The 24871-nt window shown below is 74.2% G+C and carries 25 protein-coding genes and 2 tRNA genes; 5 read left to right on the forward strand and 22 right to left on the reverse strand.

The genetic code is table 11. The features are described from left to right. Nucleotides 1-70: 70 nt before the first annotated feature. From EV189_RS05935 to pgsA, 13 genes are all read right to left on the reverse strand, one after another. Complete coding sequence (locus tag EV189_RS05935; RefSeq protein WP_130492051.1) at nt 71-595, reverse strand: adenine phosphoribosyltransferase; 525 nt, start codon at nt 593-595, stop codon at nt 71-73. After that, complete coding sequence (gene secF, locus EV189_RS05940; protein ID WP_130492052.1) at nt 592-1752, reverse strand: protein translocase subunit SecF; 1161 nt, start codon at nt 1750-1752, stop codon at nt 592-594. Before secF ends, EV189_RS05935 begins: the two co-directional genes overlap by 4 nt. A 2-nt stretch (nt 1753-1754) precedes the next feature. Beyond that, nucleotides 1755-3629 (reverse strand): protein translocase subunit SecD, encoded by a 1875-nt coding sequence (secD, locus tag EV189_RS05945; RefSeq protein WP_231116114.1) that lies wholly within the window; start codon nt 3627-3629, stop codon nt 1755-1757. A gap of 282 nt (nt 3630-3911) precedes the next feature. After that, the gene (ruvB, locus tag EV189_RS05950; RefSeq protein ID WP_130492053.1) at nt 3912-4985 is read right to left on the reverse strand and encodes a Holliday junction branch migration DNA helicase RuvB; all 1074 of its coding nucleotides are present in this window, start codon (nt 4983-4985) and stop codon (nt 3912-3914) included. 10 nt (nt 4986-4995) lie between these two features. Then, entirely contained in the window at nt 4996-5595 is a 600-nt protein-coding gene (gene ruvA, locus EV189_RS05955; protein WP_130492054.1) for a Holliday junction branch migration protein RuvA, read from the reverse strand. Continuing rightward, nucleotides 5592-6104 (reverse strand): crossover junction endodeoxyribonuclease RuvC, encoded by a 513-nt coding sequence (gene ruvC, locus EV189_RS05960; RefSeq protein WP_130492055.1) that lies wholly within the window; start codon nt 6102-6104, stop codon nt 5592-5594. Before ruvC ends, ruvA begins: the two co-directional genes overlap by 4 nt. A 249-nt stretch (nt 6105-6353) precedes the next feature. Beyond that, nucleotides 6354-7106 carry a YebC/PmpR family DNA-binding transcriptional regulator gene (locus EV189_RS05965; protein WP_130492056.1) on the reverse strand — a complete coding sequence of 251 codons (753 nt, stop codon included), beginning with the start codon at nt 7104-7106 and terminating at the stop codon, nt 6354-6356. Next, a complete protein-coding gene (gene pdxT / locus EV189_RS05970) occupies nt 7106-7750 on the reverse strand; it encodes a pyridoxal 5'-phosphate synthase glutaminase subunit PdxT (protein ID WP_130492057.1) in 645 nt (214 codons plus the stop codon). The genes EV189_RS05965 and pdxT overlap by 1 nt, the downstream gene beginning before the upstream one ends. Nucleotides 7751-7838: 88 nt before the next feature. After that, nucleotides 7839-8795 (reverse strand): pyridoxal 5'-phosphate synthase lyase subunit PdxS, encoded by a 957-nt coding sequence (gene pdxS / locus EV189_RS05975; protein ID WP_407938115.1) that lies wholly within the window; start codon nt 8793-8795, stop codon nt 7839-7841. 46 nt (nt 8796-8841) lie between these two features. Next, nucleotides 8842-9384, reverse strand: a complete 543-nt coding sequence (locus tag EV189_RS05980; RefSeq protein WP_130492059.1) for a hypothetical protein — start codon at nt 9382-9384, stop codon at nt 8842-8844. Continuing rightward, entirely contained in the window at nt 9384-10556 is a 1173-nt protein-coding gene (locus tag EV189_RS05985) for a glycosyltransferase family 4 protein (protein ID WP_130492060.1), read from the reverse strand. Before EV189_RS05985 ends, EV189_RS05980 begins: the two co-directional genes overlap by 1 nt. Beyond that, nucleotides 10553-11419, reverse strand: a complete 867-nt coding sequence (locus EV189_RS20435) for a phosphatidylinositol mannoside acyltransferase (protein WP_196788527.1) — start codon at nt 11417-11419, stop codon at nt 10553-10555. The genes EV189_RS05985 and EV189_RS20435 overlap by 4 nt, the downstream gene beginning before the upstream one ends. After that, complete coding sequence (gene pgsA / locus EV189_RS20440) at nt 11416-12039, reverse strand: phosphatidylinositol phosphate synthase (RefSeq protein ID WP_196788528.1); 624 nt, start codon at nt 12037-12039, stop codon at nt 11416-11418. The genes EV189_RS20435 and pgsA overlap by 4 nt, the downstream gene beginning before the upstream one ends. 155 nt (nt 12040-12194) lie before the next feature. On the opposite strand from pgsA, the gene EV189_RS05995 reads away from it, so the two are divergent. Both EV189_RS05995 and EV189_RS06000 read left to right on the forward strand, forming a co-directional pair. Next, nucleotides 12195-14261, forward strand: a complete 2067-nt coding sequence (locus EV189_RS05995; protein WP_130492061.1) for an elongation factor G-like protein EF-G2 — start codon at nt 12195-12197, stop codon at nt 14259-14261. A gap of 38 nt (nt 14262-14299) precedes the next feature. Continuing rightward, the gene (locus EV189_RS06000; protein ID WP_130492062.1) at nt 14300-15118 is read left to right on the forward strand and encodes an AIM24 family protein; all 819 of its coding nucleotides are present in this window, start codon (nt 14300-14302) and stop codon (nt 15116-15118) included. Nucleotides 15119-15256: 138 nt separating this feature from the next. Here EV189_RS06000 and EV189_RS06005 read toward each other — a convergent pair whose 3' ends face one another. Continuing rightward, nucleotides 15257-15997 carry an SDR family oxidoreductase gene (locus tag EV189_RS06005; RefSeq protein WP_130492063.1) on the reverse strand — a complete coding sequence of 247 codons (741 nt, stop codon included), beginning with the start codon at nt 15995-15997 and terminating at the stop codon, nt 15257-15259. 201 nt (nt 15998-16198) lie between these two features. On the opposite strand from EV189_RS06005, the gene EV189_RS06010 reads away from it, so the two are divergent. Beyond that, a complete protein-coding gene (locus tag EV189_RS06010) occupies nt 16199-17476 on the forward strand; it encodes an HNH endonuclease signature motif containing protein (RefSeq protein ID WP_165400156.1) in 1278 nt (425 codons plus the stop codon). Between the two features lie 175 nt (nt 17477-17651). Here the strand turns inward: EV189_RS06010 and EV189_RS06015 are convergent, their stop codons facing one another. From EV189_RS06015 to EV189_RS06050, 7 genes are all read right to left on the reverse strand, one after another. Beyond that, nucleotides 17652-17861, reverse strand: coding sequence for a hypothetical protein (locus EV189_RS06015; protein ID WP_130492065.1), 210 nt, complete (start codon nt 17859-17861; stop codon nt 17652-17654). Beyond that, nucleotides 17858-19156 (reverse strand): glycoside hydrolase family 15, encoded by a 1299-nt coding sequence (locus EV189_RS06020; protein ID WP_130492066.1) that lies wholly within the window; start codon nt 19154-19156, stop codon nt 17858-17860. The genes EV189_RS06015 and EV189_RS06020 overlap by 4 nt, the downstream gene beginning before the upstream one ends. 9 nt (nt 19157-19165) lie before the next feature. Then, nucleotides 19166-20023: a polysaccharide deacetylase family protein gene (locus EV189_RS20070; protein ID WP_165400157.1), complete on the reverse strand. Its 858-nt coding sequence runs from the start codon at nt 20021-20023 to the stop codon at nt 19166-19168. Beyond that, complete coding sequence (locus EV189_RS06035; protein WP_130492893.1) at nt 20020-20493, reverse strand: HIT family protein; 474 nt, start codon at nt 20491-20493, stop codon at nt 20020-20022. Before EV189_RS06035 ends, EV189_RS20070 begins: the two co-directional genes overlap by 4 nt. A gap of 50 nt (nt 20494-20543) precedes the next feature. Beyond that, complete coding sequence (gene thrS, locus EV189_RS06040) at nt 20544-22505, reverse strand: threonine--tRNA ligase (protein WP_130492067.1); 1962 nt, start codon at nt 22503-22505, stop codon at nt 20544-20546. 122 nt (nt 22506-22627) lie between these two features. Continuing rightward, a tRNA-Val gene (locus EV189_RS06045) sits at nt 22628-22699 on the reverse strand. Between the two features lie 15 nt (nt 22700-22714). Beyond that, nucleotides 22715-23179, reverse strand: coding sequence for a PGPGW domain-containing protein (locus EV189_RS06050; protein ID WP_231116117.1), 465 nt, complete (start codon nt 23177-23179; stop codon nt 22715-22717). 155 nt (nt 23180-23334) lie between these two features. On the opposite strand from EV189_RS06050, the gene EV189_RS06055 reads away from it, so the two are divergent. Beyond that, complete coding sequence (locus tag EV189_RS06055; RefSeq protein WP_196788529.1) at nt 23335-23787, forward strand: SsgA family sporulation/cell division regulator; 453 nt, start codon at nt 23335-23337, stop codon at nt 23785-23787. Between the two features lie 27 nt (nt 23788-23814). On the opposite strand, the gene EV189_RS06060 is transcribed toward EV189_RS06055, so the two are convergent. Next, complete coding sequence (locus EV189_RS06060) at nt 23815-24651, reverse strand: aminotransferase class IV (protein ID WP_165400158.1); 837 nt, start codon at nt 24649-24651, stop codon at nt 23815-23817. A gap of 144 nt (nt 24652-24795) precedes the next feature. Between EV189_RS06060 and EV189_RS06065 the strand changes: the two genes are divergently transcribed. Then, nucleotides 24796-24868, forward strand: a tRNA-Gly gene (locus tag EV189_RS06065). The last annotated feature ends 3 nt before the right edge of the window (nt 24869-24871 follow it).

Consider the following 24871-nt stretch of genomic DNA (forward strand, 5'->3'; position numbering starts at 1 on the left):
GTCTACGCCGGACCGGGCGCGCCGCGTCGCCGCCCGCCAGAGGCAGGCGTCGCAGACGGGTGGGCGGGGGCTAGACCGTGAGCAGCGCGGTCAGCGGGAAGCCGCCGAGCCGGTCGCGGCCGCCGAGGGGCCCGATCTCGAGCAGCACGGCGGCCCGCTCGACCGCGGCCCCGCACCGCTCGAGCAGCTGCGCGCCGGCGACGAGCGTCCCGCCGGTCGCGAGGACGTCGTCCACGAGGAGGACCCGGGCGCCCTGCGGCACGGTCTCGGCGCGGGCCTCGATCTCCGCCGTGGCGTACTCCAGCTGGTAGGACACGCTCACGGTCGGCCCGGGCAGCTTGCCGGCCTTGCGCAGCGGCACGAAGCCGACGCCGAGCGCGTAGGCCACGGGCGCGCCGAGGACGAACCCGCGCGCCTCGATGCCGGCGACGAGGTCGACGCCCTCCCCCGCCTCGGCGAGTGCGTCGACCACGGTCCGGAAGCCCCGCGGGTCGGCGAGCAACGGCGAGACGTCCTTGAACAGCACGCCCGGCTTCGGGAAGTCGGGGACGTCGCGGACCAGGCTCGCGAGGTACGCCGCGCGCTCGTCGCTCACCGCTTGCGGCCGCCGCGACGCTGCTGCGGGCGCTGGCCCCCGGGTCGGCGCTGCGCCTGGGTGCGCGGGCGCGGCGCGACTGCGGAGGACTCCTCGTCGGCGGGCTCGTCCTCGAGCACCAGCGCGGTAGAGCCCCCGACGGGAGCTGCGGCGGCAGCGGCCGCGGGCACCGGCGCGGGGGCGGCCTTGCGGGCAGCCACCCGCTTGCGCAGGGCCCGCATCGCGGGCTCGCGCTCCTTGAGGTCGGCGAGCAGCGGCGTGGCGATGAAGATCGAGGAGTACGTGCCGGCCGCGATGCCGACGAACAGCGCGAGCGCGATGTCCTTCAGCGCACCCGCGCCGAGCAGACCGGCGCCGACGAACAGGATGCCCGCGACCGGGAGCAGCGCGATGAGGCTCGTGTTGACCGAGCGGACGAGCGTCTGGTTGACCGCCAGGTTGGCCGCGTCGCTGTAGCTGTAGCGGTTGCCGGCGGTGATGCCGGCGGTGTTCTCGCGCACCTTGTCGAAGACGACGACGGTGTCGTAGAGCGAGTAGCCGAGGATGGTGAGCAGGCCGGTGACGGTCGCCGGCGTGACTTCGAAGCCCGACAGCGCGTAGACGCCCGCGGTGATGACGAGGTCGTGGGCCAGCGCGACCAGCGCGGCCGCGGACATCTTCCACTCGCGGAACGCGATCGCCATGTAGACCGCGACCAGGACGAGGAAGATGATCAGGCCCTGCAGGGCCTTCTTCGAGATGTCCCGGCCCCACGAGCCGCTGATCGACTGCGTGTTGACGTCGTCGGCCTTGACCCCGCAGGTCTTCGCGAGGGCGTTCTGGATCGCCACCCGCTGGTCGGGCTTGATCGTCTCGGTCTGGATGCGCAGGGTGCGGTTGCCGCCGGCGCCGATCTCCGTCGCGACGACCTCGGTCCCCGTGATGGACGAGACCGTGCTGCGCGCGTCGGGCAGCGAGCAGGAGGTCGCTCCCGGGACGCGGAACTCCGCGCCGCCCTTGAACTCGATGCCGAGCTGCAGGGGGCGGAGGAACAGCGCCGCGATGGTCACGACGAGGATCACCCCGCTGATGGCGTACCAGCGCTTCTGGTTGCCGACGAAGTCGTACGAGACGTCACCGCGGTAGAGGCGGCCGCCGACGTCACCGAGCCGGGACATGCTCAGGCCTCCTTCGAGAGCGAGGGACGGGTGGGCCGCGCGGGGGCTGCGACCGCGGCGCGCGGCTTCGCCCCGAGGCGCCTCGGGTCGAGGCCGGACCAGGGGTGCCCGCCGGTGAAGAAGTCGTGCCGGGCGGCCAGGGTCACGAGCGGCTTGGTGAACAGGAAGACGATGACCACGTCGACGATCGTCGTCAGCCCGAGGGTGAACGCGAAGCCCTTCACGCTGCCGACCGAGATGACGTAGAGGACCGCGGCCGCGAGGAACGAGACGAAGTCGGCGGTGAGGATCGTGCGGCGCGCGCGGCTCCAGCCGGTCTCGACCGCGACCCGGAGGGTACGGCCCTCCCGCACCTCGTCGCGCAGGCGCTCGAAGTAGACGATGAACGAGTCGGCGGTGATGCCGATCGCGACGATGAGACCGGCGATGCCCGGCAGGCTCAGCCGGTAGCCCATCTGGTTCGACAGGAAGGCCACCAGGCCGTACGTCGTCACGGCGGACACCACGAGGCTCGCGACGCTGATGAGGCCGAGGCCGCGGTAGTAGAGCAGCGAGTAGAGGACGACGAGCAGCAGGCCGATGCCGCCGGCGATGAGCCCGCCGCGCAGCTGGTCGGAGCCGAGCGAGGCCGAGACCGTCTGGACGTCGCTCTGCGTGAACGACAGCGGCAGCGCACCGAACTTGATCTGCCGGCCCAGCTGCTGCGCCTGCGACACCGAGAAGTTGCCGGTGATGCGCGAGTCGCCGCCGAGCCGCTGGGTGACGGTCGCGTTGGAGATGATCTTGCCGTCGAGCTCGACCGAGATGTAGTTGAGCTGCGCGTTCTGCAGGGCCTGCGACGAGACGCGCTCGGTCAGGTTGCCCCACTTCGTCGCGCCGGCGCCGGTGAACTTCAGCGTGACCTGCCACGTGTTGGTGGCGTTGCCGCGGGAGTCGGGCTCGGGCTCACCGTAGGCGTCGGACACGTCCTTGCCGACGAGGTCGGCCTTGGCGAGGAGGAACTTGCCGCCCGCGTAGCAGGTGATGACGGGGGAGTTCGCGTCGTCCTGGTCGTAGGGCACCTGGTCGCCGGGCGGGCACTGCGCGCCGGCGAGCGCGGCCGTGACGTCCTGCCCGGCGGCCGCCTGCGCGGCGAGCTGCTTGGCGAGGGCGGGCAGGTCGGAGGCCGGGGTGACCGGGACCGCGGCGGCGCTGGAGGCCGGCGCACTGGCCGCCGCGCTCGCGGCGACCGTCGTCTCCGTGGGCGACGCAGCCGGGGTGGCGGTGGCAGCCGTGGCGGTGATGGCCGCACCGCTCGCCGACGGGGTCGCGGCGGCGAGCGCAGCGGACGGCGCCCGGCCCTGGCCGCTGGTGGAGGGGCTCGGGCTCGCGCTCGCCGAGGCACTGGCGGTCGCGCTGGCGCTGCCCGTCGCCGACCCCGCGGAGGAGGAGGCGCTCGGCGAGGCCGTCGCGGCGGCGGAGGGGTCGCTCGCGGTCGCGAGGACCTGGCGGATGCGCAGCTGGGCGGTCTGCGAGGCGGCCTTGAGCAGTGCGTTGTCCTGCTTGCCGGGGACCGAGACGACGATGCTGCGCCCGGTGCCCGTGCCCTGCGCGGTCACCTCGCTCTCGCCGACACCCGCCGCGTCGATGCGCTGGCGGATGATGCTGATCGCCTCGTTGATGCTCTCGCCGGTGACCTTGCTGCCCTGGGTCGCCTGCGGGGTCAGCGTGATCGTGCTGCCGCCCTCGAGGTCGAGGCCGAGCTTCGGGGCCCAGCTCGCGTCCTTGCCGAAGGCGACGCCCAGCCCGATGCCGCCGAAGAGCACGGCGAGCACGAGCACCATGAGCCCCAGGGCCTTGCCGGGCCTGGTGCTCCGCGACTGCTGGCTCCTGGCCACGCGTCGTCTCCTTGCAGGGTCGTTGCGGGAGCCCCCCGGGGCCGGGGGGCGGGCGGCGGACGCCACCGGTGCCGTGCCCGGAGCGGCTGCCCCGGGGCGCGGCCGACCCGGCGCGCAGCGCCGGCACCGGCCACGGGCGGACCGGACTCCCGACACGGGCCGCCCTGTCCACCTCGACAACGCGCTCCGGTCACCTGAGGTGCCCGCAGCGCACTCGGGAGTGTAGGTCCTCGGGCGTGGCGGGGGTGTGAGGAGGCACCGTCGGCGCCGTCAGGAGTGCTGTCAGGCGCCGTCGTCGGCGGCGTCGAGCGGCAGGGGCACGTCCTGGCGCGCCAGCGCCACGGCGACTGGCGCGGGCGCCGGGGGCACGAGCCCCAGGTGGTGCCACGCGGCCGGCGTGGCGATCCGCCCCCGTGGCGTACGGGCCAGCAGCCCCGCGCGCACGAGGAACGGCTCGGCGACGACCTCGACCGTCTCGGGCTCCTCGCCGACCGCGACGGCCAGCGTGGACAGGCCGACCGGACCACCGCCGAACAGCTTGACGAGCGCGGTGAGCACGCCGCGGTCGAGCCGGTCGAGGCCCAGCTCGTCGACCTCGTAGATCTCGAGGGCCGCGCTGGCGACGGGGCCGGTGACGACGCCGGTGCCGCGGACCTCCGCGAAGTCGCGTACGCGGCGGAGCAGCCGGTTGGCGATGCGGGGGGTGCCCCGCGAGCGGCGGGCGACGGTCGAGGCACCGTCCGGGCGCAGGTCGACCTTGAGCAGGCCGGCGCTGCGGCGCAGGACCAGCTCGAGCTCGGCCGGCTCGTAGAGGTCCATGTGCGCGGTGAAGCCGAAGCGGTCGCGCAGCGGCGCGGGCAGCAGACCCGCGCGGGTCGTCGCGCCCACGAGCGTGAACGGCGGCAGCTCGAGCGGGATCGCCGTCGCGCCGGGTCCCTTGCCGACGACGACGTCGACGCGGAAGTCCTCCATCGCCATGTAGAGCATCTCCTCCGCCGGGCGTGCCAGGCGGTGGATCTCGTCGAGGAAGAGGACCTCGCCCTCGTTGAGGCTGGAGAGGATCGCGGCGAGGTCGCCTGCGTGCGTGATCGCCGGGCCGCTGGTGAGCCTCAGCGGCGCGCCCATCTCCCCTGCGATGATCATGGCCAGCGTCGTCTTGCCGAGCCCCGGTCCGCCGGAGAGCAGCACGTGGTCCGCGGTCTTCCCGCGCGCCCGTGCGGCGTCGAGGACGAGCCCGAGCTGGTCGCGGACGCGGTCCTGCCCGATGAACTCGTCGAGGCTGGTGGGGCGCAGCGCCGCCTCGACGGCGCGCTCCTCGTCGTCGGCGGCGCCGCCGACCAGGCGGTCGGTGCTCATGTGGCGGCGCTCACGCCCGGCTCAGCCCGCGCAGCGCCGCCCGCAGCAGCGCTCCGACATCGGCGCCGTCCTCGGCCAGCGGGGCGACGGACTCGAGCGCCGACTCCGCGTCCTTCGCGCTGTAGCCGAGGCCGGTCAGCGCCTCGGCGACCTGGTCGCGCCACGGCTCACCGCCCCCGCTCGCCTGCTGGGGCAGCTCCGGGCCGCTCGGCGCGCCGAGCTTGTCCTTGAGCTCGAGGACGAGGCGCTGCGCGCCCTTCTTCCCGATGCCGGGCACGCGCATCAGCGCGGTGAGGTCCTCGTCGGCGACGGCCCGGCGCAGGGCGTCCGGGGTGAGCACGGCGAGCAGCGCCTGGGCGATCCGCGGGCCGATGCCGCTGACGGTCTGCACGGTCTCGAAGGTGCCGCGCTCGTCGTCGTCGGCGAAGCCGTAGAGCGTGAGGTCGTCCTCGCGGACGATGAGCGTCGTCGACAGCCGTCCGGTCTCCCCCACGCGCAGCCCCGCGAGGGTCCCCGGGGTGCAGCGGACGGCGAGCCCCACGCCGCCGACCTCGACGACGGCGGTGTCCAGGGTGAGCGCGGCGACCCGGCCCGCGACGTACGCGATCACCGGTGCGCCGCCAGCGCGCTCGCCAGCCGCTGCTGGGCGGCGCCGCGCCAGACGTGGCAGACCGCCAGCGCCAGCGCGTCGCTGGCGTCGGCGGGCTTGGGCGCCGCGTCGAGGCGCAGCACGCGCACGACCATGGCCGCCACCTGCGCCTTGTCGGCCCGTCCGGAGCCGGTGATCGCGGCCTTCACCTCGCTCGGGGTGTGGAGGGCGACGGGCAGTCCGCGCCGTGCCGCGCAGGTGATGGCGACGGCGCTGGCCTGGGCCGTGCCCATGACCGTGCGCACGTTGTGCTGGCTGAAGACCCGCTCCACCGCGACGGCCTCCGGCTGCGCGCGGTCCAGCCACTCCTCGATGCCGCGCTCGAGCAGCACCAGGCGCAGCCCGATCGCTGCGTCGGCCGGTGTGCGGATCACCCCGACGTCGACGAGCGCAGGCGGGCGGCCCGGCACCCCCTCGACGACCCCGATGCCGCACCGGGTCAGCCCGGGGTCGACTCCCAGCACGCGCACGCGCATCCCTCCGCCGAACGTACGTTCGAGGACCACGCTAGCGGGCGCTGCCGGGGCTGCCGGGGAGGCGGGGGCGCCGCGTGTCGCGGCGGAGCGGACCAGTTGATCGGGGTGCCCGATCGACTGGGGCCGCGGACCGCACCAGGTGTGCGGCCCGTCCAGCAAGGGGGCCCGTCCCGAGCAGATCCGCTCGGGACGGGCCCCGGTTGATCGGGGACCCCGATCAACTGGGGCCGGGCGCGCCGCGTGTCAGCCGACGGCCTCGAGCACCTCGTCCGAGACGTCGTAGTTGGCGTAGATCTCCTGCACGTCGTCGCTGTCCTCGAGGGCGTCGATGAGCTTGAAGACCTTGCGCGCGCCCTCCTCGTCGAGCTCGACCTTGACGCTGGGGAGGAACGACGCGTCGGCCGAGTCGTAGTCGATGCCCGCGTCCTGCAGCGCCGTACGGACCGCCACGAGGTCGGTCGCCTCGCAGACGACCTCGAACTGCTCGCCGTCGTCGTTGACCTCGTCGGCGCCGGCCTCGAGCACGGCGGTGAGGACGTCGTCCTCGGTCAGCCCGTCGGCCTTCGGGACGATGATGAGGCCCTTGCGGTTGAACATGTACGACACGGAGCCCGGGTCGGCCATCGAGCCGCCGTTGCGGGTGAAGGCGATGCGCACGTCGGCCGCGGCGCGGTTGCGGTTGTCCGTCAGGCACTCGACGAGCACGGCCACGCCTCCGGCGGCGTAGCCCTCGTACATGATCGTCTGGTAGTCCGCGCCGCCCGCCTCGGCACCGGAGCCGCGCTTGACCGCGCGGTCGATGTTGTCGTTGGGGACCGAGGACTTCTTCGCCTTCTGGATGGCGTCGTAGAGCGTCGGGTTGCCCGCGGGGTCGCCACCGCCGGTGCGGGCCGCGACCTCGATGTTCTTGATCAGCTTCGCGAAGAGCTTGCCGCGCTTCGCGTCGATGACGGCCTTCTTGTGCTTCGTGGTCGCCCACTTGGAGTGGCCGCTCATCAGCGGTTCACCGGCCCTTCGGCTCGATCGCTGGCGGAGTCCCGCACGAGGTCCACGAACAGCGCGTGGACGCGCAGGTCCCCGGTCAGCTCGGGGTGGAACGAGGTGGCGAGCAGGGCCCCGGTGGGTCCGCCGCGGACGGCGACGATCCTACCGTCGGCCTCGCCACCGCGGACGCGGGCGAGGGGCTGGGCCCCGGGCCCGGTCTCCTCCACCCAGGGCGCCCGGATGAAGACGGCGTGCACGTCCGGGCCCTCGACGCCGGTGAAGTCCACGTCGGCCTCGAACGAGTCCACCTGGCGGCCGAACGCGTTGCGGCGCACGGTCACGTCGAGCCCGCCGACCGTCTCCTGGCCCTCGACCCCGTCCAGGATGCGGTCGGCCAGCAGGATCATCCCGGCGCAGGAGCCGTACGCCGGCATCCCCCCGGCGATGCGCGCGCGCAGCGGCTCCAGCACGTCGAAGGTCCGGGCGAGGCGGACGATCGTCGTCGACTCCCCGCCCGGGAGGACGATGGCGTCGACCGCCTCGACCTCGCTCGGGCGGCGCACGAGCACCGGGCGCGCACCGGCCGCCTCGAGGGCGTGGACGTGCTCGCGCACGTCGCCCTGCAGGGCGAGCACGCCGATCTCCGGCTGGGTCACGGTCCTCCTCGTCGACGTGGGCGCAGCGCGCGCGACCGGGCAGCGCGGTGGCGCTACCCGGTCGTGGGTGGTCGGCTCGCCGCTGCGGCTACCAGCCGCGCGCGGCGAAGCGCTGGTCCGCGGGCAGCTCGGAGATGCCGATGCCGACCATCGGCTCGCCGAGGCCGCGCGAGACCTTCGCGATGACGTCGGGGTCGTCGTGGAACGTCGTGGCCTTGACGATCGCCTCGGCGCGCTTGGCCGGGTCGCCGGACTTGAAGATCCCGGAGCCCACGAAGACGCCCTCGGCGCCGAGCTGCATCATCATCGCCGCGTCGGCGGGGGTGGCGATGCCGCCGGCGGTGAAGAGCACGACAGGCAGCTTGCCCAGGCGGGCGACCTCGGCGACCAGCTCGTACGGCGCCCGCAGCTCCTTGGCCGCGACGAACAGCTCGGTCTCGTCGAGCGTGGTGAGCCGGCGGATGTCGGAGCGGATCTGCCGCATGTGGCGCGTGGCCTCGACGACGTTGCCCGTCCCGGCCTCGCCCTTGCTGCGGATCATGGCTGCGCCCTCGGCGATGCGGCGCAGCGCCTCGCCCAGGCCGGTCGCCCCGCAGACGAAGGGGACCGTGAAGGCCCACTTGTCGATGTGGTGCGCCTCGTCGGCGGGCGTGAGCACCTCGGACTCGTCGACGTAGTCGACGCCGAGCGACTGCAGCACCTGCGCCTCGACGAAGTGGCCGATGCGGGCCTTGGCCATGACGGGGATGGAGACGGCGCCGACGATGCCCTCGATCATGTCGGGGTCGCTCATGCGGGCGATGCCGCCCTGCGCGCGGATGTCGGCGGGGACCCGCTCGAGCGCCATGACCGCGACCGCGCCGGCGTCCTCGGCGATCTTCGCCTGCTCGGCGTCGATCACGTCCATGATGACGCCGCCCTTGAGCATCTCGGCCATTCCGCGCTTCACGCGCGCGGTGCCGACGCCGTTCTCCACGGGCTGCTGCTGGGCGGTGCTCTGCTCGGTCACGATCGCGCCTTCCGGACGGGTCCTGTCGCCCTCCATCGTAGTCGCGGTGGCCGTCCTCGCTCCTCGTCCGCCCCGATGACCACTAGCCCTGCGGCGCCAGCGCGGGCGGCACCTCGTCGTCGATCTCGAACGATCCCGGCGCTCCTGCGTGCCCGGCCAGGCGCGCCCAGCGCACGACGCGCTTGCGGCGCAGGACGGTCGCGGAGCGTACGGCGTCGTTGTGCAGGCGGCGCGCCAGCGCCACCCGGCGGCAGGCGTCCGCCAGGTCGACCAGCGCCTCCTCGCCGACCGGCTCCTCCCGCAGGATCGCGACGGCCTCCTCGTCGAGCACGGCGCGCAGCGCGACCGAGAGCTGGGACTCGGCGAGCTCGCGCTCCGGCTCCCCCGCCGTGCGCGCGGCGTGCGCGGTGTCGGCCAGGATCACGCTCGTCGCCGGGTCGAGCAGGCCGGACCCGGCGAGCTCGAGGACCGCGGTGGCCCGGCGCAGGAGCGCCGCGTCCAGCGCGGCTCGGGCGCCCTCGACGCGGCCGTGCAGCCGGTCGAGCCGTCCCGCGGTCCAGGTGAGCTGCCAGGTGACGAGCGCGAGCAGGACCACGAGGAGCACGACGTCGAGCACGGGCGGCATCAGGACCTCCGTGCCCAGAGCCGGCCGAGCCGGCCCGGACCGTCCTCCTCGACGGCGCGCACGTGCTCCGCGCCCTGGGCGACCGTCTCGTAGACCGCGAGGACGTCGGCTGCGACGACCGACCAGTCGTAGCGGCGCACTGCGACCGCCGCCTCGGACTGGACCGAGCGGCGCAGCTCGCCGTCGCGCAGCACGGCGACGAGCGCGGCCGCCAGCGACGCGGGGTCCTCGACGGGGACGAGCACCCCGGCCCGCCCGCCCTCGAGGACCCGGGTGAACGCCGGCAGGTCGCTCGCCACGACCGCCGCGCCCGCGGCCATCGCCTCGGCGAGCACGATCCCGAAGCTCTCGCCGCCCGTGTTGGGTGCGGCGTAGACGTCCGCCGTGCGCAGCATCGCGGCCTTGTCGGCGTCATCGAGCTGGCCGAGGAAGCGCACCGAGCCCTGGGTGCCAGCCGGCAGCAGCGCCGACGCGGCGTCCAGGTCCCCGCGCCCGCCCACGAGCAGCCGCGCGTGCGGCAGCTCGGCCAGCACGGCGGGCCAGGCCGCGAGCAGCGTCGGCAGCCCCTTGCGCGGCTCGTCCAGTCGCCCGAGGAACGCGACGGTCCCGTCCGCACCGCGCCACTCCTCGCGGGGTGCGGCGCGCGCGAACGCGTCGACGACGACGCCGTTCGGGATGACGACCGCGTCGCCGCCGATGTGCTCGACGACGGTGCGCCGGGCGTCCTCGCTCACCGCGATGCGGGCCGAGAGCTTCTCCAGCGCCGGGTAGAGCACCGGGTAGAACGCCGAGTACGCCCGCGAGCGCAGGCTCGCCGTGTGGAAGGTCCCGACGAGCGGGCCGTCCGCCGCCCAGCAGGTGAGCAGCGACAGGCTGGGCGTCGCCGGCTCGTGGATGTGGACGACGTCGAACTCCCCCGTCGCCAGCCACCGGCGTACGCGCGCCGCGGACAGCGGGCCGAAGACCAGCCGGGCGACCGAGCCGTTGTACGGCACGGGCACGGCCCGGCCCGCGGGGACGACGTAGTCAGGCAGCGGCAGCTCGTCGTCGGCGGGAGCGAGCACGCTGACCTCGTGGCCGAGCTCGAGGAGCCGCTCGGCCAGGTCGCGGACGTGGAACTGGACGCCGCCGGGGACGTCCCAGGCGTAGGGGCAGACGAGCCCCACCCTCACCGGTGTGCCTCGAGGTCCGCGACGAAGACCCGCTGGAGCATGTGCCAGTCCTCCGGGTGCTCGCGCAGCGCGGCGCTGAACGCGTCGGCGACCCCCTGCATCATGATCCCCACCCTCTCGCGGGTGGTGCCGGCCTCCGGCACCGGCACCCGCGCGTGGAAGGTGACGCGCAGCCGCTCCCCCGCGTACGCCGTGGTGACCGGGTGCAGCGGCGCGCCGGTCTGCAGCGCCAGCAGCGCCGGCCCGGGCGCCATCCGGGCCCGGTGCCCGAGCAGCTCCACCTCGACGCCGGAGGCCGTGAGGTCGCGGTCGCAGAGCAGGCAGACGATCTGGTCCTCGCGCACGGCCTCGCGCAGGCCGGCCAGCACACCCGGGCTGCCGAGCGCGAGCACCTCGATCCCGACCGCGCGCCGGTACGCGACGAAGCGGTCGTAGAGCTCCTCCGGGCGCAGCCGCTCGGCGACGGTGACGACGGGAGCGTGCACCGCCGCCGCCCACGCCCCGGCGTGGTCCCAGTTGCCGGTGTGCGGCAGCGCGGCGACGAACCCCGTTCCCGCGGCCAGCGCCTCGGCGAGCACGGCGTCACCGACGGGCTCGACCGACCCGACCACGCGCTCGCGGCTCCAGCCGGCCATGCGGAACGCGTCGCACCAGTAGCGCAGGTAGGAGCGCATGCCGTCCCGGGCGCGGTCCTCAGCACCCGCCCGCGCGAGGTTCGCGCGCAGCCGCTGGACGCCGTGCCCGCCCCGCAGGTAGGCGACGTCGGCCAGCAGCCGGAAGACGGCGTACGCGGCGCGCTCGGGGAGCAGCCGCACGGCCCGCCACCCGAGGGCGTACGCCGCGAGGACCAGCCGGTCGTTCACCCCTCGGGCGTCAGGCGCGCGGCGAGGGCCTGGCGCCGGACGAGCAGGGTCCGCTGCACGACGGTGAACGCGGCGCCGATGGCGACGATCCACAGCGCCAGGGCCTGGACGTACGGCACGCCCAGCCCGGAGAAGCCGGTGCCCAGCAGGATCGTCACCAGCCGGTCGGAGCGCTCCATGACGCCGACGTCGGCGCGCATGCCGAGCCCCTCCGCGCGCGCCTTGACGTAGGACACCAGCGACCCGATGACGAGGCCGGCGAGCGCGAGGCCGCCGAGCAGGTCGTCGTGGCCGCCGTGGAACCACCACCAGGCGATGCCCACGAAGATCGCCGCGTCGCCAGCGCGGTCGGTGCTCGAGTCCAGCCACGCGCCCCACTGCGAGGACCGGCCTGACTGCCGCGCCATGTTGCCGTCGAGCATGTCGCTGAAGACGAAGCAGGTGATGACGATGGTGCCCCAGAAGAACTCGCCCCTGGGGAAGAACGCGAGTGCGCCTGCGCAGACCCCGACGGTGCCGAGCAGCGTGACGACGTCGGGGCTCACCCCGAGGCGCAGCAGCAGCCGCGCGACGGGGGTCATCACGCGCGCGAAGAACGCCCGCGCGTACCTGTTGAGCATCTCTCCCCGTCGGGTCCGGCTGCACCAGCGCCTGGCATCGTAGTCGCGCGTGGGCCCGGCCCTCCCGTGCGCGTGGCACCCTTGCACCCCGCCTCCCGCCGGGAGCACGCTGGGCGGACCCCTCACCAGCAGCGACGGACCCCAGGGAGCAGGGCATGAGCAAGGGCGCTGATACGGCCCCGGCACCCGTGGTGGCCGACCCCGCACGCATCCGCAACGTCGTGCTCGTCGGTCACAGCGGTGCCGGGAAGACCACCCTCGTGGAGGCGCTGGCGCGCACGGCCGGCGTCCCCGCCCCCGAGGCGGACGAGCACGCCCTCACGCTGCTCGCCCTGCTGCACCGCGACACCAAGCTCAACCTGCTCGACGCGCCCGGCTACGCGGACTTCGTGGGCGAGCTGCGCGCCGGCCTGCGGGCTGCGGACGCCGCGCTCTTCGTCGTGTCCGCGGTCGACGGCCTGGACCCAGCGACCCAGCTGCTCTGGGAGGAGTGCGCGGCGGTGGGCATGCCCCGCGCGGTCGTCGTGACCAAGCTCGACAAGGAGCGCGCCGACTTCGACGAGGCCGTGGCCATCTGCCAGCGCGTCTTCGGCGACGGAGTGCTTCCGCTGCACGTGCCGCTGCTGTCCGACGAGGGCGACGTCGCGGGCCTCTACGAGCTGCTCGCGCAGCAGGTCGTGGACTACTCCTCCGGCCGTGCGGTCCGCCCGGCGGAGCACGAGCACGTCGACGCGACAGTGGACGCGCGGGGAGCACTGCTCGAGGGGATCATCGCGGAGTCCGAGGACGAGACCCTCATGGACCGCTACCTCGCCGGTGAGGAGATCGACCTCGCGCTGCTGACCGAGGACCTCGAGAAGGCCGTGGCGCGCGGGGCGTTCTACCCCGTCCTCGCGGCCTCCCCCACGGCCGGTGTCGGCCTGGTGGAGCTGCTCGACCTCGTGGTCGCGGCCTTCCCGACGCCCGCCGAGCACCCCATGCCGGCGGTCTGGACACCGGTGGGAGCACCGAAGGACCCGCTCGTCTGCGACCCCGCCGGCCCGTTGGTGGCCGAGGTCGTCAAGACCGTGAGCGACCCGTACGTCGGGCGCACGTCCCTGGTGCGCGTGTTCTCGGGGACCCTGCTGCCGGACACGCCGGTGCACGTCTCGGGGCACGCGGCCACCTTCTTCGGCGCGAACGCGGGCCATGCCGACCACGACGTCGACGAGCGGGTGGGGGCGCTGTCGGTGCCGTCCGGCAAGCAGCAGCGACCGGTCCCCTCCGCGGTCGCCGGCGACATCGTCGCGGTCTCCAAGCTCAGCCGCGCCGAGACCGGGGACACCCTGTCCAGCAAGGAGGATCCCGCCCTCGTCGAGCCCTGGACGATGCCGGAGCCGATGCTCCCGGTCGCGATCTCGGCCCGTGCGCGCGCCGACGAGGACAAGCTCGCGGCCGCCCTCGGCCGGCTCGTCGCCGAGGACCCGACGCTGCGGCTCGAGCAGACCGCGCAGACGGTGCTCTGGTGCATGGGCGAGGCGCACCGGGATGCCGTGCTGGGCAAGCTCTCGGGCCGCTACGGCGTGAGCGTCGACACCGAGCCCGTCCGCGTCTCCCTGCGGGAGACCTTCGCCTCCACGTCAAAGGGCCACGGCCGGCACGTCAAGCAGTCCGGTGGCCACGGGCAGTTCGCTGTGTGCGACATCGAGGTCGAGCCGCTGCCGTCGGGCGCGGGACTCGAGTTCGTCGACAAGGTCGTCGGTGGCGCGGTGCCCCGCCAGTTCATCCCCTCGGTCGAGAAGGGCGTCCGCGCCGCGATGGAGCGCGGGCTCGTCTCGGGCTACCCGGTCGTCGACATCCGGGTCACGCTCGTCGACGGCAAGGCGCACGCGGTGGACTCCTCCGACGCGGCGTTCCAGATCGCGGGCTCGCTTGCGCTGAAGGACGCCGCCACCAACGGGAGCATGGCGCTGCTCGAGCCCGTCGACCTCGTCACCGTGACCGTGCCGGACGAGTACGTCGGCCCCGTCATGTCCGACCTGTCGGGTCGCCGCGGCCGGGTGCTCGGGCAGTCGCCCGTCGACGGCGGCCGCACGGAGATCAGCGCGGAGGTCCCCGCGCAGGAGGTCACGGCGTACGCCGTCGACCTGCGCTCGCTGTCCCACGGCGGCGGGACGTTCACGCGGGAGTACGCGCGGCACGAGCCGATGCCGGGTCAGCTGGCGGCGAAGCTGCTGGGGTAGCGGTGGGACTCGCGGGGCTCACCCCGTAGCGTTCGGGCATGGCTCTCGACGTCAACCTGCTGGGCACCACCACCAAGGTCGCCATCGTGACCCTGCGCCCGGGGCAGGTGGTCTACAGCGAGGCGGGCAAGTTCCTCTTCTGCTCCGACGACGTCGTCATGGAGACGAAGCTGAGCGCCCCCACCGCGGGCGGACAGGCCCAGCAGCAGCAGCCGCAGGCGGGCGGGTTCGGCGGCCTGCTGCGGACGGCGGTCGACGCAGGCAAGCGCATGGCAGCCGGAGAGTCCCTGGCGTTCCAGCATTTCCACACCAACGGCGGCGACGGGCTGCTCGGCCTCGCCGGGGTGATCCCGGGCGAGATGCGCGCGATCGAGCTCGACGGGCGTACGACGTGGTTCGCCGAGAAGGACGCCTTCGTCGCCGCCGAGGCCGGGGTGAACTTCGACATCGCGTTCTCCGGCCTGCGTCAGGGGTTCTCCGGCGGCGAGGGGTTCGTGCTCGAGAAGTTCACCGGCACCGGCACGCTGCTCATCGGCGGTGCCGGCGACTTCATCGACATCAATCCCGCCGACTACGGCGGCAAGATCCGCGTGGACACCGGCTGCATCGTCGCGTGGGACCACGGGATCCGGTACGGCGTGCAGCGCATCGGCGGGCTGTCCCGGCAGGGGCTGATGACCGCCGTCCTCGGTGGCGAGGGCATGTCGGTGGCCACGCTCGAGGGCAACGGCCAGGTGATCCTCCAGTCGGTCACCATCGACGGACTGGCGAAGGCGCTGCAGAAGAACACCGGCGCCGGCGACAAGAAGACGGGCGTCGGGGGGATGGGCGGGATCTTCTCCGGCAGCCAGGACTGACCGCCTTTGCCCGTGATCATGCAGATCCTGTGGGCGGCACCCGCACCTTCCCCGCGACCCCTCCCCCGTGATCATGCAGATCCTGTGGGCGGCACCCGCACCTTCCCCGTGATCATGCAGGTCTTGGGCGGGTGGACCTCAGACGATCCCGCCGTTGACCCGGAGCACCTGGCCGTTGACCCAGTGACCGGCCGGTGAAGCGAGGAACGCGATGGTCTCGGCGATGTCCTCGGGCGCGCCGAGCCGCTCCAGGGGCGCCTGCTTCGCCATCCGGTCGATCGTCTGCTCGTCCTTCCCGTCGAGGAAGAGGTCTGTCGCTGTCGGTCCGGGGGCGACGGTGTTGGTGGTGATGTCCCTGCCACGCAATTCGTTCGCCAGGATCCGCGTCAACGCCTCGACCGCTCCCTTGCTGGCCGCGTACGCGCCGTAGCCCGGCAGCGCGAGCCCGACCACGGACGTCGAGAACGTGATGAGGGCGCCACCGGCCCGCAGGCGACGGAGGGCCTGCTTCGCGACGACGAACGTGCCGCGGACGTTGGTGCGGTGCAGCGCGTCGAACTCCGCGAGGTCGAGCTCGGCCACCGGCGACAGGGCGAGCTTGCCCGCCGCGTGGACCACGACGTCGACTCCGCCGAACTCCCGCTCGGCCCGCTCGAACAGCTCGATGATCTGGTCCTCGTCGGCCACGTCGGCCTGCACGCTGATCGCGCGACCTCCCGCCGCGAGGACCGCGCCGGCGACCTCCTCGGCGGCGTCCTTGCGGCCGGCGTACCCGACTACGACGGCGTAGCCCTCGCGCGCCAGGCGCTCGACGACAGCCCGGCCGATGCCCCGCGACCCTCCGGTGACGACGGCGACGCGGATCGTGCTCTCGCTCATGCTCTTCCTCTCTCCGGTTGGACGGCTCCAGCCTGCGGGCGGGGCTGGGCCACAACCAGTGGCCCTTCACCCAGGGGTCGTCGACCCCTGCACCGGGTGGGGGGGCGGCGATGCTTTCGCGATCATGCGCGTCTTGGAGGATCCACTGCGCCGCAGCGGTTTCTGCTTCCGCTACCGCCGCACATGCAGTATGATTCGAACATGTGTTCGAGCCGCGGTCAGCTGGTGGAGCAGGCGCAAGCCTGCCTCGCCGAGCTCGCCGCGCTCGACCTGTCCGAAGTGGCTGCAGCCGAACTGGGGCCGCTGCTGAAGGAGCTGCACGCGACCCGCGCTGTGCTCGACGCGGCGGACGCGAAGGTGCTGGAGGCGTTCGACGCGCGGCAGGCGTACCAGGCGGACTTCGCGGTGACGGCGGCGTCGTGGCTGCGGCACCACACCCACGTCGGAGAGGCGGACGCGAGGTCCCGGGTACGCGTCGCGCGCGCCCTGCGCTCCCTGCCGCTAGCGGCGGACGCGCTGGCCGAGGGCTGGGTGTCCTGGCAGCACGTCCGCCGCCTCGCGCCGGTCGTCGGCTACCTCGCCGACACCCCGGACGAGCTGCCGCGGCTGGAGAAGACGCTCGTGGACTTCGCCCGCGACAACACCGCGGACGACCTGACCCGCCTGGTCCAGGCCGCGGCCGAAGCGGCCGGGGTGGGGGAGTCCGCGGCGGAGCGGGAGCAGCGCCGCCTCGCCCAGCGCTCCTTCACCACCACGACTGCGCTGGACGGGTGGCGGCACGTGACCGGCCTGCTCTCCCCCGAGCTCGGGGACCTGCTCGAGCAGGTCCTCACCGGGCTCGCCGCACCAGTCCCCGGGATCGACGGTGGCCCGGACGCGCGGTCCGCGGCGCAGCGCCGGCACGACGCTCTCGCCGACGCGATCGGCCTCGTCGCCGACCTCGACACCGTGCCCGAGGTCAACGGCTCCCGCCCGCGGCTCACCCTCGTCGCTGACGTGGCGACCCTCCGCGCCGACGACCCGGCGTGGGGAGCCCGCTCCCCGCTCGCCTCGGTCCTCACCCGCTCGCTCGGCCCAGCGGCGCTGGAGCTGCTCACCTGCGACGCGGTCATCACCCCGCTGCTCACCACCGGGCTCGGCGTCCCCCTCGCCGAGGGCCGCGCCAAGCGGTTCGCCACCAGCGCTCAACTGAAAGCGCTCAAAGCGCGGGACGGCGGGTGCATCGTCCCCGGCTGCGACCGGGTCCGCCTTGAAGCCCACCACACCATCCCGTGGTCGAAGGGCGGGCTGTCCGACCTGAGCAGCTACGTGCTGTTCTGCAAGAGACACCACCACATCGCCCACGAGGACGGCTGGACTGTCGAACCCGACCCCGACCGGCCCGGCCTCTTCCAGCTCAGACCACCCGACGCAAGACCACCCATCAAGGCGTGCCACATCATCGACCGCGACCCCGGCAGCACCACCCCGATCTGGTGAACGGGTGTCGACGTGCGCCTGCGCGAGCGGTGCGCGCGAGGGTCGCGCGCAGGAGCTTCGATGCTCGCCGGGGGTCGGCTCCGGGAACGAGGTGCCCACCGGAACAGGCCGGACCACGACCCCTGTGGCACCACAACGCCTGGTGATGACGGCGAACATCAGCGTGGTGCCGCCGCTACCCGCGCCCCCGACGCAGCACGCCCGTGATCCCCGACACCACCAGCAGGACCCCCGCCACCGGCAGCGCCGCGACCCCGCCGAGCACCGCCCCCTCCCCCACGGCGTACGCAGCGGTGGGCACGTGCGTCCGCAGCCCCAGGACGAGCCCTACCGCGCCGCCGAGCACGACCCCGGCAGCGAGCACCAGCCCCGCCCACCTGGTCACGGCGGTGTCGGCAGCCCGCGGTCCAGGGCGACCAGCGCCAGCAGGACCTCCGCGTCCGTCCACGCGAGGGGCGCGACGGAGGCAGGCTCGCCTGTGGCGCTGACCTTCTCGGGCAGCGACCCCAGCGGCGTACGCACCCCCTCCAGCCAGCGCAGCCAGCCCTCCGCGCGGTCGCGGGAGCCGGAGGCGGCCCAGGCGAGGGCGAAGGCGGCCGTCTCGGGAGTCCAGGACACGTGGGCGGCGGTGAAGCGCGAGCCCGGGCGCAGTCCGCCCGCGGGCGCCGTGAGCCGGCGCTGCGCGACGCGCAGGCGCGAGGCCAGCGACGAGGGCGCGGGCCGGAACGGCGCACCGAGCCAGGCGACGGCGGCGTCGCTGCCGCCCTCGCCGTGCTGGTAGCGCGAGGTCCCCGGCCAGTCCAGGGCGAGGCGGCGGTCGAGCCGGCGGGCGAGCCCGGCGGCGGGGGCGACGCCGAGCGCTGCGGCGGCGTGCATGCCCGCCGACAGCGCGGCTGCGGTGCCGAGGGTGGGGCCGAGGACGCGGTCCTCCCAGTAGTCCTGGCTGGCCGCCGGCACGCCCCTGCTGTCGACCTGGGCCTCGGCGGCGGCGACCGCGCGGCGTACGGCGGGGAGCAGGTGCCGCTCGAGGTCGTCGGCCGCGGCCGTGTCGCCGTCGCGCCGGGCGCTGGCGACCGCGGACCACACGGCCCAGGGGAACCAGCCGGTGGCGTCGAGCTGGTCCGGGCGGCCGTCGGGCACGTCGCCGTCCGGCCGTACGCGCGCCGCCCACGTCCCGTCCGGGCGCTGCTGCGCCGCGACGAAGCCGAGCACCCGGGCGGCGTCGTCGACGTGGCCGGTCGCGGCGTACGCGGCGGCGGCGAAGGACGCGTCACGCGGCCAGACGTACGCCCATGCGCCCTCGGGCCCGGCGAGCAGAGCACCGTCAGGGCGCGTGAGCAGCCGCAGGTCGAGCAGCGCGCGCTCGGCCGTCGAGCGGTCGGCGGGGGTCGCGCCCGGCACGACACCGCTGGCGAGCCAGGCTCGGGCGGCGTCGACGTCGGCGATGGTCCCACCGACGAGCCCACCGGCGGGCGTCCGCAGGACGCTGCTGCCGGGGACCCACTGGGCGCCGTCGGGGACATCCTCACCGAGGACCACCACGGAGCCAGGGCTGCCGGCGACGCCGGAGCTGCGCAGGTGCACGGGCGCCGCCATGCCCCGGGGCTCCGCGGCGTACGCCGTGGTCAGCGCCAGGGCGGCGGCAGCGAGGGCTCCCACCAGCCGTGCTCGACGCTCCACCGACGAAGGCTAACCGCTGCTCGCGCCGCGCTGCCGCGGAACCCGGGGAAGCTCGACCGCCAGCAGCTCGCTGACGGTGACCGCACGCAGCCCGCGCGCCGTCAGCCCGGAGAGGATCTGGGGCAGCACGCGGATCTCGACCTCGCGGCGCGCGACCAGGCCTCGCGCGAGGCTGGAGTGCGGGGCGAAGGTGCCCCGGCCGATGCCGTCGTGGAACGCGATGACGTCCCCGCGGCGGACGTCGTGCAGGACGTGGTCAGCGACCTGCGACCCGGTGCCAGGACCGTCGCCGGGGCCGCGCGCCACCGACCAGAGCAGCACGTCGTAGCCGAGCTCCGCAGCCAGGTGCAGGGCCGCGCCGTTGATGTCACCGCGCGGCGGCCGCAGGAAGCGCAGCGGCACCTGGGTGACCTGCTCGATGGCGTCCTTGCCCCGCAGCATCTGCTCGCGCGTGGCCTCCAGGTCGGTGAAGGCGAAGTCCTCGTGGGTCCACGTGTGGTTGCCGATCTCGTGGCCCGCCGCGACCGTCTGGCGCAGCAGCTCGGGGTAGCGCAGCGCCGCCCAGCCCATGACGTTGAAGGTCGCCCGCATGCCGGCGTCGGCGAGCGCCTGGAGCACACGCGGAGTGAAGCTCGGGTGCGGCCCGTCGTCGAACGTCAGCGCCACGACGTCCTGCTCGGTCGGGACCGACCAGATGAGCCGCGCGGTGCCGAGGTGCGCGGTGCTCTCGAACGCCGCCTGGGAGGCCAGGTCGCGCGCGTGGCGCACCGCGGGGTCGTAGCGCTCCCCCTCGTAGCCGCCGACCGCGCCCGCGGCGACGCCCGCCCCGGAGGAGCCGAGGCCGACGAGGAAGTCGCGCCGGTTCACGCGCCCCACGCCTCCGCGAGCAGGGCGCGCGTGTCCGCCAGCAGCTGCGGCAGCACCCGAGTCCGCGCGACCACGGGCATGAAGTTGGTGTCGCCGCCCCAGCGCGGCACCACGTGCTGGTGCAGGTGCGCCGCGATCCCGGCACCGGCGACGGAGCCCTGGTTCATGCCGACGTTGAAGCCGTGGGCGGCGCTGACGGCGCGCACCGTCGTCATGCAGCGCTTGGTGAACGCCGAGAACTCCGCGGTCTCCGCGCCCTCGAGCAGCTCGGTGTAGTCGGCGATGTGGCGGTACGGCACCACCAGCAGGTGCCCCGCGTTGTAGGGGTAGAGGTTGAGCACCGCGTAGACGTGCTCGCCGCGCGCGACGACCAGGCCGTCCTCGTCGGACTGGCCGGGGATGCGGCAGAACGGGCACGCCTCGTCCTCGCCCGAGCCGGACGGCTTCCCCTCCCCGCGGATGTACGCCATCCGGTGCGGGGTCCAGAGGCGCTCGAAGGCGTCCGGCTCGAGCGCCACGGTCAGCGCCGCTCGGCGATCGCGGCGACGATCTCGGCGACCGCGTCGTCGACGGGGACGCCGTTGTTCTGCTCGCCGCTGCGGTAGCGGAACGACACGGCACCCTTGGCCACGTCGTCGTCGCCGGCGATGAGCATGTACGGCACCTTCTGCTTCTGCGCGGTCCGGATCTTCTTCTGCATCCGGTCATCGGACGCGTCGACGTCGACGCGTACGCCCTGGGACCTGAGCTTCGCGGCCACGTCCTGCAGGTAGCCCACGTGCGCGTCGCTGATCGGGATGCCGACGACCTGCACGGGCGCGAGCCACGCGGGGAACGCACCCGCGTAGTGCTCGAGCAGCACGGCGAAGAACCGCTCGACGGAGCCGAAGAGCGCGCGGTGGATCATCACCGGGCGCTGCCGGGTGCCGTCGGCCGCCTGGTACTCCAGGTCGAAGCGCTCGGGCAGGTTGAGGTCGACCTGGATGGTCGACATCTGCCAGGTGCGGCCGATGGCGTCCCTGGCCTGCACGGAGATCTTCGGTCCGTAGAACGCGGCGCCGCCCTCGTCGAGGACGAGCTCCAGGCCCTGCTTCTCGGCGGCGACGCGCAGGGCGTCGGTGGCCTCGGCCCAGACCTCGTCGGTGCCGATGGACTTCTCCGGGTCGCGCGTGGACAGCTCGAGGTAGAAGTCGTCGAGGCCGTAGTCGCGCAGCAGGTCCAGCACGAAGCTCAGCAGCGAGTCGAGCTCGTCGGGGACCTGCTCGAGGGTGCAGTAGATGTGCGCGTCGTCCTGGGTGAAGCCGCGGGCGCGGGTGAGGCCCTGCACGACGCCGGACTTCTCGTAGCGGTAGACCGTGCCGAACTCGAACAGCCGCAGCGGGAGCTCGCGGTAGGACCGGCCCCGGGCGCGGAAGACCAGGTTGTGCATGGGGCAGTTCATGGGCTTGAGGTAGTAGCGCTGGCCCTCGTCGAGCTCCATGGGCGGGTACATGCCCTCGGCGTACCAGTCGAGGTGGCCCGAGACCTCGAACAGCTTGCCCTTGGTCAGGTGCGGGGTGTTGACGAAGGAGTAGCCCGCCTCCTCGTGCCGCCGGCGGGAGTAGTCCTCCATCACCCGGCGGATGATGCCGCCGCGGGGGTGGAAGACCGCGAGCCCCGAGCCGATCTCGTCGGGGAACGAGAACAGGTCGAGCTCGGCGCCCAGGCGGCGGTGGTCGCGCTTCTCCGCCTCGACGAGGAAGGCGAGGTGCTCCTTGAGCGCGTCGCGCGACTCCCACGCGGTCCCGTAGATGCGCTGCAGCTGCGGGTTCTTCTCGCTCCCGCGCCAGTAGGCCGCCGCGGTGCGCTGCAGCGCGAAGGCGGGGATGTGCCGGGTGGTGGGGACGTGCGGGCCGCGGCAGAGGTCCTTCCACGCGGTCGAGCCGTCGCGCTTGAGGTTGTCGTAGATCGTCAGCTCGCCGCCGCCGACCTCGACGGACTCGCCGCTGTCGCCGCCGCCCTTGAGCCCGATGAGCTCGAGCTTGTACGGCTCCGAGGCCAGCTCCGCGCGCGCCTCGTCCTCGGTCACCACGCGGCGGCGGAAGGCCTGGCCCTCCTTCTGGATGGCCTGCATGCGCTTCTCCAGTGCCTGCAGGTCCTCCGGGGTGAACGGCTGCGCCACGTCGAAGTCGTAGTAGAACCCGTTGGCCACGGGCGGGCCGATGCCGAGCTTCGCCTCGGGGTGCGCGTCCTGCACGGCCTGGGCGAGCACGTGGGCGGCCGAGTGGCGCACCACCATGCGGCCGTCGGGCTCGTCAGCGCGCACCGGCTCGACCACGTCGCCGTCGGCCAGCTCGTGGGAGAGGTCGCGCAGCACGCCGTTGACCCGGGCCACCACGACCGCGCGGTCCTCGCCGATGACGTCCGCGGCGGTCGTCCCCTCCGCCACCTCGCGCTCGGCCCGCTCGGCAGGGGTCGCGACGGTGATGCGGAGGTTCGGCACGGCAGGGCCCTTCGGCGTACGGCGTTGTCGGTCGCCCTCAGCCTAGCGATGCCGCTCGGGGCGCAGGGGGGCTGACGTGCGACGAGGCCCGTCCTTCGCGGACGGGCCTCGTGCGCCGGGGGTGGGCGATCGCGGTTTCGAACCGCGGACCTCTTCGGTGTGAACGAAGCGCTCTCCCACTGAGCTAATCGCCCGGCGTGGCGCACACTCTAGCGCACGAGCGGGACGGCCTCGGGCACCCAGCCGGGGGTGCCGAGCAGGCGCAGCACGACGACGGCGACCCCGAGCAGGACCACCAGCCCGACCGCCCCGACCAGCGCGCGGCCGAGCGGGGAGCGCCCCCGCACCCAGGCGGCCCACGCGTCGAGGAGGGCGCGCAGGCGCCCGAGCAGCCGCTCGGCCCAGACGAACTCCGTCGAGAGCACGCCGAGCCCGAGGATGACGACGAGCCAGCCCGGCCCGGGCAGCGGGACGAGCGCGAGCCCGCCGCCCACGAGCAGCAGGCCGACGAGCGTGACGACCGCGCGCCACGCCGAGCGCTTCCACCGGCTCCCCTGCGTGGCCCGGTCGCGCCAGAGGACGTACCGTTGGCGCCGGGACATCGACGGGGATGTCGGCGTGGGCAGGACCGCAGGCGCGAGAGCGCCGGCCTCGGCCCGCTCGGGATCCCCCACGCCGTCCCCCCTCCAGCTCGTCCGGAGCGTCCTGGCCAGCGTATCCGGGGCCGGCAGCGTTTCGCCGTCTCCGGGGAGGGGCAGCCATTCCTCGTGGCCTGCAGCGGCCAGCCTCCGGGCGACGCAGCAGTCCGCCGTGACAAGGGTGTCAGGCAATGAAGCTGTCGATCCGGAAGGGCCGGAAGATGGACCGCCGTCCTACCGCTCAGGTGACCTGCGACCTCGAGGTGCGGCTCGTCGTGCCCGGGGAGACCTCGCTCCCCGTCCCCGTGAGCCTCGCCTACGACTCCTCCGACCCGTACGCCGTCTCCGCCCGGTTCCGCACCGGTGCGCACGGCGTCGACTGGGTGTTCGCCCGCGAGCTGCTCAGCGCCGGGGTGAACCGCCCGGTCGGGCAGGGCGACGTGCGCGTCTGGCCCGGCGCCGGCCCGGACGACGACGAGGTCGTCTACATCGCGCTCTCCTCCCCCGACGGCCGCGCCCTGCTCGAGGCCCCGGCCCGCGAGCTGCGCGACTTCGTCGCCCGCACGGCGCTCGTCGTGCCCCCCGGCGAGGAGAGCCGCCACCTCGACATGGACTCGACGCTCGCGGCGCTGCTCCAGGCCTGAGAGGGCCTGTACCGCCGCGACGGATCGCTACGCGTCCGGCTCCTCCGCGACCCGGGCGGCGTACGCGGCGGCAGCCGACCGACCCAGCGGCCCCACCGCCACCTCCCTGCCGTCCACCCGGACGGCGGGGAGCACGTCGCGCGTCGACGACGTGATGAGCACCTCGTCCGCGGTCCGCAGCACGTCGTACGCCAGCACCTCCTCCTCGACGACGCCCAGGTCGAGGAGCACCTCGCGCGTGACGCCGGCGAGGCACCCGCTCGACAGCGGCGGGGTGAGCAGCCGGCCACCGACGGCCACGAGGACGTTCGACCCCGTCCCCTCGCACAGTTCGCCCCGGGTGTTCGCCAGCACGGCCTCGCCGGCCCCCGCGGCGTGCGCGGCCGCGAGCGCGACGGCGTTCTCGGCGTACGACGTGCTCTTGACGCCGGCCAGCGGCGAGCGCTCGTTGCGCACCCACGGGACGGTGGCCAGTGCCACGGGGTCCGGGGTCCCACCTCCGGGGGCCAGGGCGAGGAGGAGCGTGGGAGGCCCGTCCCCGCGCTGCGAGCCCAGGGGGCCCGGCCCCGAGGTCCAGGTGATGCGCAGCCGGTGCGGACCGGTGCTCGGCACGACACCGAGCAGCTCGGCGACGGCGCTGCGGACCACGGCAGCCTCCGGCTCGGGCAGGCCGAGCGCGGCGGCGGAGCGCGCGAGCCGGGCGAGGTGGCGGGTCAGCGAGACCGGGACGCCACCGCGGACGGCCAGCGTCTCGAAGACACCGTCGCCCACGGTGAAGCCGTGGTCGAGGACCCCGACGCGGGCCTCCTCCGCCGGCAGCACCACGCCGTCGAGCCACACCACGACCCCGCTGCTGGCGCCCATGGTCCCCTCCTCCGAGCCGGTCCCGACAGTAGCGGCGAGGGGCGACCAGCAGGTGGGACACGGGCGACCGAGGTCGCGAGCACTGTCGGCCGTGGGGTAGAGTTCCACTCGCTTCGCCGCGAGGGGGACCTCGCGACAGGGCATGCGGACGTGGCTCAGTTGGTAGAGCATCACCTTGCCAAGGTGAGGGTCGCGGGTTCGAATCCCGTCGTCCGCTCGG

This window comes from Motilibacter rhizosphaerae, from assembly GCF_004216915.1.
In the GTDB taxonomy this organism is placed as follows: Bacteria; Actinomycetota; Actinomycetes; order Motilibacterales; family Motilibacteraceae; genus Motilibacter; species Motilibacter rhizosphaerae.

Excerpts from the sequence above, each read along its gene's own strand:
- secF (WP_130492052.1), bottom strand. The coding sequence starts at position 1,752 with ATGTCCCGGCTCGGTGACGTCGGCGGCCGCCTCTACCGCGGTGACGTC.
- ruvB (WP_130492053.1), bottom strand. The coding sequence starts at position 4,985 with ATGAGCACCGACCGCCTGGTCGGCGGCGCCGCCGACGACGAGGAGCGC.
- EV189_RS05965 (WP_130492056.1), bottom strand. The coding sequence starts at position 7,106 with ATGAGCGGCCACTCCAAGTGGGCGACCACGAAGCACAAGAAGGCCGTC.
- pdxS (WP_407938115.1), bottom strand. The coding sequence starts at position 8,795 with ATGGAGGGCGACAGGACCCGTCCGGAAGGCGCGATCGTGACCGAGCAG.
- EV189_RS05980 (WP_130492059.1), bottom strand. The coding sequence starts at position 9,384 with ATGCCGCCCGTGCTCGACGTCGTGCTCCTCGTGGTCCTGCTCGCGCTC.
- pgsA (WP_196788528.1), bottom strand. The coding sequence starts at position 12,039 with ATGCTCAACAGGTACGCGCGGGCGTTCTTCGCGCGCGTGATGACCCCC.
- EV189_RS05995 (WP_130492061.1), top strand. The coding sequence starts at position 12,195 with ATGAGCAAGGGCGCTGATACGGCCCCGGCACCCGTGGTGGCCGACCCC.
- EV189_RS06000 (WP_130492062.1), top strand. The coding sequence starts at position 14,300 with ATGGCTCTCGACGTCAACCTGCTGGGCACCACCACCAAGGTCGCCATC.
- EV189_RS06005 (WP_130492063.1), bottom strand. The coding sequence starts at position 15,997 with ATGAGCGAGAGCACGATCCGCGTCGCCGTCGTCACCGGAGGGTCGCGG.
- EV189_RS06010 (WP_165400156.1), top strand. The coding sequence starts at position 16,199 with ATGTGTTCGAGCCGCGGTCAGCTGGTGGAGCAGGCGCAAGCCTGCCTC.
- EV189_RS06035 (WP_130492893.1), bottom strand. The coding sequence starts at position 20,493 with ATGGCGTACATCCGCGGGGAGGGGAAGCCGTCCGGCTCGGGCGAGGAC.
- EV189_RS06055 (WP_196788529.1), top strand. The coding sequence starts at position 23,335 with ATGAAGCTGTCGATCCGGAAGGGCCGGAAGATGGACCGCCGTCCTACC.
- EV189_RS06060 (WP_165400158.1), bottom strand. The coding sequence starts at position 24,651 with ATGGGCGCCAGCAGCGGGGTCGTGGTGTGGCTCGACGGCGTGGTGCTG.